This is a genomic window from Streptomyces liangshanensis, assembly GCF_011694815.1.
Classification (GTDB): domain Bacteria; phylum Actinomycetota; class Actinomycetes; order Streptomycetales; family Streptomycetaceae; genus Streptomyces; species Streptomyces liangshanensis.
The window spans coordinates 4,740,850-4,755,208 of sequence record NZ_CP050177.1 but is presented as its reverse complement, the minus strand read 5'-3'; the positions used below and the strand labels follow the sequence as shown (position 1 = coordinate 4,755,208).

At 75.5% G+C, this 14,359-nt stretch carries 4 protein-coding genes; all 4 read right to left on the bottom strand.

Annotated elements, in window-relative coordinates; translation table 11 throughout:
* Positions 1-52 precede the first annotated feature (52 nt).
* The 4 genes from HA039_RS20625 to HA039_RS20610 are packed head-to-tail and all read right to left on the bottom strand — an operon-like array spanning position 53 to position 14,338.
* Complete coding sequence (locus HA039_RS20625; protein WP_167032117.1) at positions 53-1,423, bottom strand: MFS transporter; 1,371 nt, start codon at positions 1,421-1,423, stop codon at positions 53-55.
* A complete protein-coding gene (locus tag HA039_RS20620) occupies positions 1,420-2,403 on the bottom strand; it encodes an ornithine carbamoyltransferase (RefSeq protein WP_167037228.1) in 984 nt (327 codons plus the stop codon). The genes HA039_RS20625 and HA039_RS20620 overlap by 4 nt, the downstream gene beginning before the upstream one ends.
* Positions 2,403-9,152: a non-ribosomal peptide synthetase gene (locus tag HA039_RS20615; protein ID WP_167032114.1), complete on the bottom strand. Its 6,750-nt coding sequence runs from the start codon at positions 9,150-9,152 to the stop codon at positions 2,403-2,405. Before HA039_RS20615 ends, HA039_RS20620 begins: the two co-directional genes overlap by 1 nt.
* A complete protein-coding gene (locus HA039_RS20610; RefSeq protein ID WP_167032111.1) occupies positions 9,149-14,338 on the bottom strand; it encodes a non-ribosomal peptide synthetase in 5,190 nt (1,729 codons plus the stop codon). The genes HA039_RS20615 and HA039_RS20610 overlap by 4 nt, the downstream gene beginning before the upstream one ends.
* Between the last annotated feature and the right edge of the window lie 21 nt (positions 14,339-14,359).

Genomic DNA, 14,359 nt, shown 5'->3' with positions numbered 1-14,359 from the left:
GACAGATCGAGCCCGTCCGGCGCTTGAGGACAGCGTGGTCGCGGAGGTGCGCTCATTCCTCCGGCGTGGACGCGAACGGGCCGCGGCGCAGGGCGGGTGAGAGCAGGGCCGTCAGGGCCGTCAGGGCCATGGCGGCGCTCAGCCACAGGATCGTGCTCGTCGGGCCGAGCGCCTCCAGGGCGAACCCCGCCGCCACCGGACCCGCCGCCATCGCTCCCCCGCCGACCAGCATCGCCAGCGAGTTGGCGCGGCCCCGCATCCCGTCCGGGGCGATGCGGACGAGATACACCCCGCCGGCCACGTTGAACACACCCCCCACGTAACCGCTCGCGGCGAAGATCGCACCGAGCGCGTACGGGTCGCGCAGCGCCGCCACCGGGACCATCAGCAGCGCCCAGACGCTCAGGCCCCCGATGACCAGGGCCCGCATCGACACGCGCTCGGTGAACCAGCCGCCCGTGATCGCGCCCACCAGGCCCCCCGCGCCGCTCAGCGAGAGCACCACGCCGACCTGGAACTCCGACCCGCCCGCCGCCTGGATACCGGTCATGACCGCCAGGTTGAGCCCCTGGAACAGGATGTTGGACACCGCGACCGACGCCATCACCGCGCGCAGGAAGTGCTGGCGCCACATCCAGACGAGCCCCTCCCTGACCTCCGTCGCGATCGCCTGCCGGGGCCCTTCCCGGGTCTGCTGGAGCTTGCCCCGTACCCCGAACAGGCAGATCACCGAAGCCAGTTGCCCCACGGCCGCGGCCACGAACGGGAAGGCGGCCCCCAGCGTGATCAACCCGCTGCCCAGCGGCTGGCCCGCGATCGCGGCGCCCCGGGTACGGGCCTCGTTGCCGGTCATCGCGGCGGAGATCTGCTCCCGCGGTACGACGGCCGGCACGGCGGCCCGCTCGGCCAGTTGGTGCAGGACGCCGAGGGTGCCCTCGGCGAACGCCGCGGCCAGCAGCGCCCACAGCCAGACGTGCCCGGTCAGCAGCAGCGCCGCGACGGCCGCGGCGATCAGCGTCTGTCCCGTCCCGGCGGCCAGCATGATCCGGCGCCGGTCCCAGCGGTCGACGAGCGCCCCGCCGGGCAGTTGCACCACCAGCTGCGGGAGCAGCAGCGCGGTGCCGACCAGACCGGCGTCGGCCGGCGACTTCGTCGCCCACAGCACGGCCAGGGGGTACGCGACGGCCGTGGCCCGCCCCGCGAGCAGCGAGAGCCCGGCCCCGCCCCACAGGAGGCGGTAGTCGCGGTTGCGCCGCAGGGGTACGACGGCCTCGGCCGGCGCCGACTCGGCGGCCGGGGAGGGGAGTTCAGGTTCCGGCTCGGGCGGGGGCCTGCGGTCCGTGGCGCCTTCCGGCGCCGGCTCCTCGGCCAGCAGCCAGGGCAGGACCGCGGGGTCCGTGACGGACTCGGGGGGCGGATTCATCGCGCGGCCACCAGTCCGTCCCGCACGCCCCGCACGGAGAGCGGCTCGGGATCCGCCACCGCCGCCGGGGCCCGTACGTACTCCAGGACCGCCATCGCGCTGTGCATCTTGTTCGTCGCCTGCGCGAAGGCGATGCTCCGGGGGCCGTCCAGGACGTCCGCCGTGACCTCCTCGCCGCGGTGGGCGGGCAGGTCGTGCATGAACACCGCTCCCGGGCTGGTCCGCCACAGCTCCGCCGTGACCTGGAACGGGGCGAAGATGTCCCGCCAGTCGGCGTCCGGCTTGCTGGTGCCGGTGGTCTGCCAGCGGGTGGTGTAGACGACGTCGAAGCCCTCGGGCAGGTCGTCCATGTCGTGCCGCTCCACCAGCCGGGCCCCCGAGCGGGCCGCCCGCGCGTGCGCGCGTTCCAGGACGGACGCGGTGAGCCCGTAGCCCGGTGGGGTACGGACCTCGAACTCGACGCCGGGGAAGCGGGTCAGCGCGAGCGCCAGCGCCGCCGCCGTGTTGTTGCCCTCCCCCGCGTACAGGATCCGCAGCCCGTCGATCCGGCCGAAGTGCCGTACCAGCGTGGTGAGATCGGTCAGCGCCTGCGTCGGGTGCTCCTCGGCGCCCATGGCGTTGACGACCGACATCCGGTCCTGGGCGGCCCAGCCGCGCAGTTCCGCCTCGGGTCCGGCCGTCCGCGCGACGAGGACGTCGAGCATCCCGGAGAGCACCCGTCCGGTGTCCTCCGTGGTCTCGCCGGTGTTGAGCTGGAGGTCGCCGGGGCCGTACGCGATCAGGGATCCGCCGAGCCGCAGCGATCCGGACGAGAAGGCGGTACGGGTACGGGTGGAGGTCTTCGCGAAGTAGACGCCGACCACCTGCCCGGCGAGCGGGGCGGAGGGGGCGGCCAGGCCGGCCGAGAACTCGGCGCCCCGGGAGGCGATGCCCCGCAGTTCCGCGTCGGTGAGGTCGTCGATGGAGATGAGGTGACGCATCATGAGCCTTCCTGAACCGAGGAGTGGTGGTCGGGTGCGGCCGGGGAGCGGTGGTCCTGGGCGGCCGGGGAGCCGTGGTCCAGTGCCTGGGCCAGGAGTTCCACCGTGGGGTGGCGCAGTGCGGTGGCCAGGTCGAGGGCGAGTCCGGCCTTCCGGGCCGCGAGCAGCAGCGGGGGTACGAGCAGCGAGTCGCCGCCCAGGTCCCTGAAGTGGTCCCGCACGCCCACCTGTTCCAGGCCGAGGACGTCGGCCCAGACCTGGGCGAGCAGTCGTTCGGTCCGGGTGCGCGGGGCCAGGTAGGGGGCGTCCGCGGCGGTCGCGGCGCGCGCCACGAGGGCGGACCGGTCGCGCTTCCCGTGGGCGGTGAGGGGCAGTTCGGCGACGGTGGTGATCGTCGCGGGCAGCGCCGCCGTGGGCAGCACCGCGCGCAGCCGGTCCCGCAGCGCGGGGACGGACACGGGGTGGCCGGGCGCCGGGACCACCCAGGCCGCCAGGCGCTTCCCGCCGTCCGCCGCGTCGACGGCGGCGACGAGCGCCTCCCGTACGGCCGGGTCGGCGGCGAGGACGGCCTCGGCCTCGGCCGGTTCGACGCGGTGGCCCCGGATCTTGACCTGGTCGTCGGCGCGGCCCATGAACTCCAGCGCCCCGCCCGGCAGTCGGCGTGCCAGGTCGCCGGTGCGGTACAGGCGCGTCCCGGGCAGGCCGTACGGGTCGGGCAGGAAGTGCGCGGCGGTCAGGCCCGGTTGGCCCGCATAGCCGCGGGCCAGGCCCTCGCCGCCCAGGTACACCTCGCCGACGATGCCGTCGGGGACGGGGCGCAGCCGCGCGTCGAGCAGCCGCAGGGTCACCCCGGGGAGCGGCGATCCGAGCGCCACGAGGCTGCGCGGCGCGCGGGCGCGTACGGGCGCGACGAGGTCGTCGGCGCTCTGGAGTCCGGTACGGACCCCGGAGGGGCGGGCGGCGGGTGGGCGGGTGGCGGCTGTAGGGGTGGCGTCCGGCCGCCCGGGAGCCTGGCCGACCTCGGCCGGGTGCGCGGCAGCCGAGGAAGCCGAGGCCTCCGGGGCCAGCGCGCCCGGGTCCGACGCGCCCAGAGCCTGGGCCCCCAAGGGCAGGACACGCGTCGCCGTAGCCGCGACCGTGGCCTCCGTGGGGCCGTACTCGGCGGCCAGCCGCATGCCGTCCGCCGGGATGCGGGCCGCGACGCGGGCCGCCTGCGCCGCCGGGTAGGCGTCGCCCGCGCAGATCGCGAGCGCGGCCAGGGAGCCCAGTTCGGCGTCGGTCAACTGGCTCTCCAGCAGGGTGAGATGGCCGGGCGTGAGGCCGACGAACGAGTACGGGGCGCCCTTGAGGAGCTCGGCTCCGAAGTCCTGCGGCGCGTACGCCGCCGGGAGCAGCCGGACGCTCTGCCCGGTCATCAGCGGCGCGTACAGGGCGGGCAGCCCCAGGTCGAAGCCGACGGACGTGAACCAGGGCGCCCCGCCCGTCCCGGCGGACGCGTACTCCTCGACCGCCCAGTGCAGGTAGTGGGCGAGCGAGCGGTGGCTGATCTCGACGCCCTTGGGCTCCCCGGTGGACCCGGAGGTGTGCAGGACGTACGCGAGCCGGTCGGGGTCGTGGGTGAGGCCGAGCGGGGTCGCGGGGGTGTCGTCGGTGATCCGGTCCGTGACGAGGACCGGGACCGTGCCGAGGCGCTCCGCGTGGTCGGCCGAGGCGATCCCGAGGGTGAAGCCGAGGTGGGCGATCCGGGCGTCCGGGGTGCAGGGGTCGACGGGCACCTGCGCGGCGCCGGTCTTCCACACCGCGAGGAGCGCGGCCACCAGGTCGGGACCCCGGTCGAGCAGGACCGCGACCCGCGTCTCGGGTCCGGCGCCGAGCGCGCGCAGGGCGTGGGCCATGCGGTTGGCGCGGGCGTCGAGCTCCCCGTACGTGAGCGAACCCGCCTCGTACGTCAGGGCGTTGGCCCGGGGGCTTTGCGCGGCGCGCGCCTCGAAGGCGGCCAGGGCGTCGGCCGGGATGTCGGAGTGCGGCAGGGCGGGGGCCTCCAGGGCGCGTCGCTCGTAGGCGTCGGGGAAGGCGCCGCGCGCGTCGCCGTCGGCGCCGGTGCGGGCCATGTCGGCGAGGACGGCGGTGTAGAGGGCGGCGAGGCGCTTGGCGCTGCCCCGGGACAGGGTCCTGGTGCGGGAGGCGATCGAGAGGTGCCCCGGCACCGGCGTGCCGACGACGAGCCGGAACTCGTTGGGGCTGTCGTCCCGGCTGGCCATGATGTCCACGAGGTCGGTGTCGACCTGGTGGAAGTCCAGGTAGTGGAAGAGCACGTCGATGAGGTGGCTCTCGCCGCCCGGCCTGCGCATCGCGGGCATCGGGAAGCGGCGGTGCGGCCACAGCTCGACCTCGCGGGCGAAGACCTGCCGGGCCAGTTCGCCCCAGGTGGCCGCGCCCGTCTCGTACGGGAAGGGCACGGAGTTGAGGTACATCCCGGAGACCCGTTCGGCGCCGGCCTCCTCGGGGCGCGCGTCGGCGACCATGCCGCCGCGGAAGCGCCCGGAGCGGGTGAGGAGCGAGAGCACCTTGCTGTGCGCGGCGTGCAGGACGCTCTTGTACGGGACCTCCGCGGCGGAGGCCAGGGCGCGCAGGCCCGCCTCGGTGTCGCCGAGGGGGACGTCGACGCGGAAGCGCTCGTCGGGCCCCGCGTCGTCCGCCCAGCCCTCGGGGACGTCGAACCGCTCGTACCCCTCGACGATCCGCTCCCAGTGGGCGCGGTCCGCAGGGTTGTCGAGCGCGCGCAGCTCACCGGCGACGAAGTCGGCGTAGCGGACGGCGGGCAGGGGCGGCGCGGGCTCGGGCTCGGCGCCGGTGCGCAGGGCGCGGTAGGCGCGGAGCATCTCCATGAGCTGGGAGTGGTAGCTCCAGCCCTCGATGACGGGGTGGCACTCGGTGATGGAGAGCCACCAGCTCTCGTCGTCCAGGAGGTGGACGGCCATCCGCATCAGGGGCGCGGTGGTGAGGTCGAAGAGCCGCTCGCGGTCGCGGTCGGCGAACTCGGCGAGGCCTTCCGCGCGTTGGCCGGCGGGCAGGTGGCGCAGGTCGTCGTACACGCAGGGCATCGAGGCGGCGGCGTGGACGAGTTGGAGGGGCCGGGAGTAGCCGTCGAGGGAGAAGGAGGTCCGCATCACCTCGTGGCGTTCGGTGATCAGGTCGGCGGCCTTCTGGAACGCCTCCCGGTCGAAGGGGAGTTCGTCGCGGATCCGGAAGGAGGTGATGTTGTGGTAGCGGCGCTCGGGGCTGGCCCCGTACATCTCCACGAGCATGCCGGCCTGGGTGAGGGACACCGGGTAGGCGTCGGTGACGTCGCGGGGCAGGACGGCCCGGTCGGCCTCGTCGATCAGCGCGAACCGGGGGGTGACGGCGGGGGTTTCGGTGTCGCGGGGCTCGCCGAGGTGGGCGCGGAGCCGGGCGACGGTGCGGTGTTCGAAGATGTCGCGGACGGTGGTCTCCCAGCCCGCCTCGCGCAGGGCGCCGACGAGGGAGACGGCCCGGATCGAGTCGCCGCCCAGGTCGAAGAAGTTGTCGTGGACGCCGACGGTGTCGAGCCCGAGGACGGTCGCCCAGACCTCGGCGACGGCCCGCTCGGTGGCGTCCCGCGCCTCGACGTGTGCGCCGACGGCGGTCGCGGCGCGGCCCGGTGCGGGCAGGGCGCGGCGGTCGAGCTTGCCGTTGGCGGTGAGCGGGAGGGCGGGGAGGGTCACGTAGGCGCTGGGCACCATGTACGGCGGCAGGGTGTCGCCGATGTGGGCGCGCAGCGCGGCAGGGGTGAGGGCCTGCGGGTCGGCGCCTTCCGCGGCGACGAGGTAGGCGACGAGGTGCTGGTCGCCGGGACTGTCCTCGCGGACGAGCGCGACCGCGTCGGCGACGGCGGGGTGGGCGCTGAGGGCGGACTCGATCTCGCCGGGTTCGATGCGGTAGCCGCGGAGTTTGACCTGGTGGTCGGCGCGGGCGATGAAGTCGAGGTTGCCGTCGGGCAGGACGCGGGCGAGGTCGCCGGTGCGGTAGAGGCGGGCCCCGGGGGGTCCGTACGGGTCGGGCAGGAAGCGCTCGGCGGTGAGGTCGGGGCGTCCCGCGTAGCCCCGGGCGAGGCCGATGCCGCCGATCCAGACCTCGCCGGGGATGCCGACGGGCAGGGGGCGCAGCAGGTCGTCCAGGACGTACATGGTGGTGTTGGGCAGGGCGCGGCCGAGGGGGACGAGTTCGGTGGTGATCCCCTCGTCCACGAAGTACGCGGAGTTCCCGACGGTGATCTCGGTGGGGCCGTACTCGGCGGCGAGGCGGGTGCCGGTGGGCCCGGCGGCCTCGGTCCAGCGGGTGGCCAGGGTGGCGGTGAAGGAGTCGCCGGCGGCGATGACCAGGCCGGCCAGGTGGGCGATCTCCCCTGCCGTGAGCTGCTGTTCGAGCAGGTTGAGGTGGCCGGGGGTGAGCTTGATGAAGGAGTAGGGGGCGCCTTCGGTGAGCAGGGCGCCGAGGTCGGCGGTGTCGAAGTCCTGCGGGAGCAGGTCGACGCGCTGCCCGGTCATCAGGGGCGCGTAGAGGTCGGGTACGCCGAGGTCGAAGGCGACCGAGGAGAAGAGGGGGGCGCCGCCGGTGCCCGCGCTCGCGTACGCGCCGACCGTCCAGGTGAGGTAGTTGGCGAGGCCGCGGTGGGTGACGAGGACGCCCTTGGGCCGGCCGGTGGAGCCGGAGGTGTGGATGACGTAGGCGAGTTGGTCGAGGTCGTACGTACGGGGCAGCTCGGCCCGGGCCGCCCCGATGACGGCGCGTTCGCGCGGGTCGTCGAGGAGGAGGGTCGTGGTGCCCTCGAAGCGGTCGGCGTACCGGGCCTGGGTGATGACGATCCGGGTGCCGGTGGTGCCGAGCATGTGCCGTACGCGCGGCAGCGGGTACTCCGGGTCGATGGGTACGTACGCGGCGCCCGCCCGCCAGATGCCCAGCAGGCAGGCGACGAGTTGCGGTGAGCGGTCGAGGAGGACGCCGACCATGGTGTCGGGGCCCGCGCCCAACTCGACCAGGCGGCGCGCCAGTTGTTCGGCCTGGTGGTCGAGCCGGCCGTAGCTGAGGGTGGTGTCGCCGTGCCGGGCGGCGACGGCGAACGGGGTGGCCGCCGCCTGTTCGGTGATCGTCTCGAAGACGGGCCGCAGGGCGGCCGGGTCGATCGGCGCGGCGGTGCCGACCGGGGTCGCGGGTCCGTCCAGGAGCAGGGCGCGCTCGTCCGGGCCGATGATCTCCAGGTCGGAGAGGGGGGTGCCGGGCGCGGCGGCGACGGCGGCGAGGAGCCGGGCGTAGTGGCCGGTGATCCGGGCGGCGGTGGTGGCGTCGAAGAGCGCGGTGGCGTACTCCAGGCTGCCGTGGAGGGTGCCGTCGTCCTGCTCGGTGAGGTGCATGGTCAGGTCGAAGCGGGCGATGCGCCCGCTCGCGGCGACCGGGGTCGCGGTGATCCCCGGCAGGTCGGGGCCGCGGGCTCCGTCGCCGGGTGCCAGGTCGAACATCACCTGGAAGAGCGGGGTGGTGGACAGGTCGCGGCCGGGTTCCAGTTCGTCGGCGATCCGGTCGAAGGGGGTGTCCTGGTGGTCGAAGGCGTCCAGGACGGTGGTCCTGTTGGCGCCGAGGACGGTGGTGAAGGCCGGGTCTCCGTCCCAACGGGCCCGCAGGACGAGACTGTTGTAGGCGTATCCGGCCATGCGGGCCAGTTCGGGGCGGGTACGGGCGGAGACCGCCGTACCGACCGCGACGTCCTGCTTGCCGGTGTAGCGGCCCAGGAGCGTCTGGAACGCGGTGAGCAGCACCATGAAGAGGGTGGCGCCGCTGTCCTGGGCGAGGGTCCGCAGGGCGGTGGTGACGTCGGCGGGGACGTCGAAGCCGTGGGCGGCGCCGTCCCAGGCGCGCACGGCGGGCCGGGGGCGGTCGGTGGGCAGGGCGAGCGGTTCGAGTCCGGCGAGCTGCTCGCGCCACCGCTCCAGGCTCCGGTCGGCGGCGGGGCCGCTCTGCCGGGCGAGGGACCAGGCCGCGTAGTCGGCGTACTGCGCGGGCAGTTCGGGCAGCCGCTCGCCCCGGTGGAGCGCGGCCAGGTCGGCCAGGAGGATGGGGCGGGTCAGCGCGTCGCAGGCGATGTGGTGCATGACGACGACCAGGACGTGGTCGTCGTCGGCCAGGCGCAGCACTCCGACGCGCAGCGGGTGGGCGGTGGCCAGGTCGAACGTCTCCGTGGCGCGGGCCTGCGTGAAGGCGGTCGCCTCGGCGTCCCGGGCCGCCGCGTCGAGGCCGGGCAGGTCGGTGACGGTGAAGTCGACGGGGCGCGGCGGGTCGACGATCTGGCGTGGTTCGGCGCCGTCCAGGACGTACCGGGTGCGCAGGATCTCGTGGTGGGCCGCGAGGCGGTCGAAGGCGCCGCGCAGGGTGTCGGGGTCGAGCGGTCCGCGCAGCCGGTAGGCCATCGGCAGCAGGTACTCGGGGCTGTCGGGGTCGAGCTGGTGGAGGAACCACAACTGGCGCTGGCCCGCCGACAGTTCGAGCGGTCCGGTGCGGTCGGCCCGCGGGATGGCGGGGCGGGCGGGCGCCCCGCCGGTACGCCCGGCGCGCCCGGCGAGGCGCCGGTTGAGCAGCTGGGCGCGCAGTTCCTGCTGCGTGGGCGCGGTGGGCGCGGGTGCTCCGGCCGGGGCGGCGGGGCCGGTCGGCGAGGTCGGGGCGGTCGGTGCGGTCACGGCTGGTACTCCCGGTGGGCGACGGCCAGTTCGGCTTCGGTGAGCGACTCGATCTCGGCCGTTACGGCCTCTTCCACGGCGGCGGCGAGCCCGGTGACGGTGGGCCGCTCGAACACGGTCCGCAGCGGTATCTCGACGTCGAACTCCTCCTGGATGCGGGCGACGACCCGCGCGGCCCGCACGGAGTTGCCGCCGATGCGGAAAAACCCCTGCCGGGCGCCGACGCGGTGGCCCTCCACGTGGTCGGGGCCGTACAGCGCCTCCGCCCAGATGTCGGCGATCAGCTCCTCGACCGGCCCCTGGGGCGGGGTGTACGGCTCGTCGGCGAGCGCGGCCGTGAGGTCGGGGGTGGGCAGGGCGGCGATGTCGACCTTGTTGTGCCGGGTGAGCGGGACGTGGTCGATGGGCATCAGGAGCGCCGGGACCATGTAGTCGGGCAGCCGGCGCGCGCAGTGGTCGAGCAGGTCGCTGTCGCCCGGTACGGGACGGTCCTCGGCGGGCACCCAGTAGCCGATGAGGGCCGCCTCGTCGCCGGTGCCGTGCACGACCACCACCGCGTGGGCCACGGAGGGGTGTTCGGCGAGGACGCCCTGCACCTCCCCGGTCTCCACCCGCCGGCCCCGGATCTTGACCTGGCCGTCGGCGCGCCCGGCAAACTCCAGGGTGCCGTCGGGCAGCATCCGGGCCATGTCTCCGGTGCGGTAGAGGCGGGCGCCCGGTTCGCCGTACGGGTCGGGGACGAAGGCCGCCGCCGTGAGGTCGGGCCGGCCGCGGTAGCCACGGGCCAGGACGGGTCCCCCGATGCAGAGCTCGCCGGTGACGCCGTAGGGGACGGGCACGAGGTACTCGTCGAGGACCCGGGTGGTGACGCCGGGGTACGGGCGGCCGAGCGGCACGCTCCGCGCGGTGTCGTCGCCGTCCCAGCGGGTGGAGGCGATGGTCGTCTCGGTGAGGCCGTACTCGTTGATGAACCGGGTGAGGCCGCGGGCGAGTTCCCTGGCCAGCGCGGGCGGCGTCGGCTCGCCGCCGGTCTTGCCGACGAGGGGCCGGCGGCCGAACCCGGCGTCCAGGAGCATCTGCCAGTGCGGCGGCGCGGCTTGCATGTGGCTGACCGCGTGCCGGTCGATCAGGCGGATCTGCGCGCGATGGTCGGTGAGGTCCCGCTCCTGCGCGAGCACGACCCGGCCCCCGGCGACGAGCGGCATGTACAGCTCGGTGCAGGAGATGTCGAAGGTCGGCTGGGACAGGGCGAGGTACGCGTCGTCGGGTCCCTGGCCGAAGTCGAGATGGTCCCGGAAGGCGCTCAACGTCCGCAGGAGCGTGCGGTGTTCGACGGCGACGCCCTTGGGCCGGCCGGTGGATCCGGAGGTGTACATGATGTACGCCAGGCGCGCGGGGTCGTCGGCGATCGCCTCCGGGGCCAAGGCCTGGTCGTCGGCGGCGGCGAGGCCGCCGTCCGTGTCGGCGTCGAGCACCGGCCCGGCGAAGGCCGGTGCCAGGCGCCGGCCGCCCTCGGTGGTGGTGACCAGGACGCGGGCCCCGGCGTCGGCCAGGACGTGCGCGAGCCGCTCGTCGGGCGCGGCCGGGTCCAGCGGCACGAAGGCCGCCCCCGCCTGCCAGGTGCCGAGGACCGCCGCGACGAGGTCGGGCGTACGGCCCAGCATGACGCCCACGGGCGTCTCGGCCCCGGCGCCGAGGGCGCGCAGCCGGTGGGCGAAGGCCCCGGCGCGGCGCATCAGCCGCTCGTACGTCCACGTGTGGTCGCCGCACACCAGGGCGGTGTCGAGCGGCGCGCGCCGCGCGGAGGCGAGGATCGCCTCGTACACGGACTGTTCGGCCGGTTCGGCGCCCCCGGGCTCGGGCGCGCCGGGGCCCCGGCCGACGATCTCCCCGAGGAGCGGGGCGGGCAGGATCCCGGCCTCGCGCAGACCGGTGCGCGGGTCGGCGGTGACGGACTCCAGGAGCCGGAGCCAGGAGGCGCACAGGCGCTCCACGGTCGCCGCGTCGAAGAGGGCGGTGGCGTACTCGACCAGGCCCAACAGGGAGCCGTCCGGCTGCCGTTGGACGACGAAGGTGAGGTCGGTACGGGCGGCCTGCCAGGCGCCGCGGAAGGCCTCGATGTCGGCGGCGCCGGTCGCGGTGCCGGTGCCGCCCTCCTCGTGCAGGTCGAACATGACCTGGTAGAGCGGGGTACGGGACGGGTCGCGGCTCTCGTCGAGGGCCTCGACCAGGGCGTCGAAGGGCAGGTCCTGGTGGGCGAAGGCGTCCCTGGCCCGGTCCCGTACCCGGATCAGCGCGTCGTCGAAGCCGCCGGCCGGGTCCAACTCGCAGCGCAGGACGAGGGTGTTGAGGAAGAAGCCGACGACGTCGGCGACCTCGGGGCGCTCGCGGCCGGAGACCGGGACCCCCACGGGGATGTCCCAGCGTCCGGTGAACCGGGCGACGAGGGTGGCGAACGCGGTCAGCAGGGTCTGCTGGAGGGTCGCCCCGGCGTGCCGCCCGAGCGCGGCGGCCCGCTCGGTCAGTTCGGGCGGTACGGAGAAGACGTGGACGGCTCCCGCCGCGTCGCGCACCGGGGGCCGGGGCCGGTCGGCGGGCAGGTCGAGCGGCGTGATGCCGGCCAACACCTGCTTCCAGTGGGCCAGTTCCCGGCCGACGACGGCGTCGGTGAGGGTCCTGCGGCGGTACGCGGCGTGGTCGGCGTACTGCACGGGCAGCGGCGGCAGCGCGGCCGGGGTGCCGGTGTGGGCGGCCTCGGCGAGGGCCTGGAGGTCGCGTTCCAGGACGACGGAGGACCAGCCGTCGCAGGCGATGTGGTGGACGGAGAGGATCACGTGGAGGGCGGGCGCGTTGTCGGTGCCCCGTATCACCAGCGCCCGCCAGACCGGGCCGTTCTCCAGGTCGAAGGGGCGGGTGAACTCGTCGTGGACGAGCGCGTTCAGCGCCTCGGGCGTGGTGGCGCGGACGGTACGGGACTCGACCGGCCGGGCGCCGGGCGGGTCCGCGATCTGTACGGGCTCGGCGCCCAGCGGGACGTACCGGGTGCGCAGGATCTCGTGCCGGGCCGCGAGCGCGTCGAGGGCGGCGAGGACGGTCGTGTCCGCGTAGTGGGCGGGCAGGGTGAGGAAGGTGGGGGCGTTCCACTCGGAGCTGCCGGGGCGCAGCCGGTCCAGCAGCCACATGCTCCGCTGGCCGTGCGAGAGCGGCAGGCCCTCGGCGGGGCGCGCGACGGGCAGCAGGGCGTCCGGGGCGGCGGGGGCCGACTCGGGGCCGCCGGGGGCGGACACGCGGCCGCCGGGAGCGGAGTCCGGGTCGCCGGTGGTGTCCGTGGCCCCGTCCTGCCGGGTCCCGGACGCCGTGCGGGTGAGGAGCGCGGCCTGTGCCTCGACGGTCGTCTCGGTGAACAGGACGCGCAGGGGTATCGCGGCCCCCGCCCGCGCGGAGAGCGCGCCGGAGAGCCGGGTCAGCATCAGCGAGGAGCCGCCGAGCTGGAAGAAGTCGTGGGTGGCGCCGATGTCCCCGGCGGGGGTGCCGATGAGCTTGGACCACTCCTCGGCGACGGCCCGCTCGGCGGTGGTGCGCACCGGCACGTGCGTGCCGCCGAGGTCGGCCGCCGACGGCAGCGGCAGCGCGCCGCGGTCGGTCTTGCCGCTGGCGGTGAGCGGCCACCGGTCGACGGGGACGAAGAGGGCGGGGACCAGGACGTCGGGCAGCGAGCGGCGCAGGAACGCGCGCAGCTCCTCGGGGCGCAGGTCCTGGCCGCGCGACTGGACCCAGGCGGCGAGACGGTGGCCCCCGTCGCCGTCGGGCACGGCGGCCACGACGGCGGCGCGCACCCACGGGTGGGCGGCGAGCGCCGCCTCGACCTCGCCGGGCTCGACGCGTACGCCGTTGACCTTGACCTGGTGGTCGAGGCGGCCCAGGTACTCCAACGTGCCGTCGGCGCGCCAGCGGACCTTGTCGCCGGTGCGGTAGAGGCGGGCGCCCTCGACGTGCGGGTCGGGCACGAAGCGCTCGGCGGTCAGGTCGGGGCGCCCGGCGTAGCCGAGGGCCAGTCCGACGCCGCCCGCGTGGAGTTCGCCGGGGACGCCGACGGGCACGGGCCGGCCGGCGGGGTCGAGGACGACGACGCGCATGTTGCCGATGGGGCGGCCGATGGGGACGGGCCCGCTGTCCCGCTCCGGGTCCCAGTGGTGCTCGGTGATGTCGACGGACGCCTCGGTGGGGCCGTACGTGTTCCAGATCCCGGCGCCGGGCGCGAGCACGGCCAGGTCGCGGCAGAGTTCGGCGTGCAGGGGCTCGCCCGCGCTGAACAGCAGGCGCAGGGAGGGCGCGTGGTGGGTGCGTCCCGCCGCCTCGACCAGCCCGCGGTAGACGGAGGGCACGCCCTGGAGGACGGTCACGCCGTGGGAGGTGACGGCGGCCAGGAGGGCGGCGGGGTCGCGCTCGGCGCCCTCGGGGGCGAGCACGACGGTGCCGCCGCTGATGAGCGGGGCGAAGAGTTCGAGTCCGGCGGCGTCGAAGCCGACGGTCGTCTTGAGCAGCATGCGGTCGGCGGGGCCGAGCTTGTGCCGGTGGGTGAGCCAGCGCACCCGGTTGGCGATGCCGCCGTGCGGGACGAGCACGCCCTTGGGGCGGCCGGTGGATCCCGAGGTGTGCAGCACGTAGGCGGGACGGGCCGGGTCGGGGACGAACCGCGGGACGGACAGCGGCTGTTCGGCGCCCCCGTCGTCCGCGAGCGGTGCGCCGCCGTCCCCGGCGAGTCGTACGCCGACGTCCTCCGTGAGCAGCACGGCGGTGGCCTCGGGCAGCCGGTCCGCGGTGGACCGCTCGGCGAGCGCCACCCGTGCCCCTGCGTCGGCGAGGACCAGGGCGATCCGGCTCTCCGGGTGCTCGGGGTCCAGCGGCACGTAGGCGGCCCCCGCCAGCCACACGCCGAGGAGCCCGGCGATCAGGTCGGGGCCCCGGCGCAGGCACACGCCCACGAAGTCGCCCGGACCGACGCCCTGTTCGCGCAGCGCGGCGGCGAACCGGTCGGCGCGGGCGCCGAGTCCGGCGTAGCTGACCGTGCTCCCGTCGGGCCGCAGCACGGCGGGGGCGTCAGGGGTACGGGTGCGTTGCGCGGCGAACAGCTGGGGCAGCAGCGGGGGTCCGGGCACGGATCCCGACAGCGTACGGTCGTTCACGGTCTCTCCTCCATCGGGATC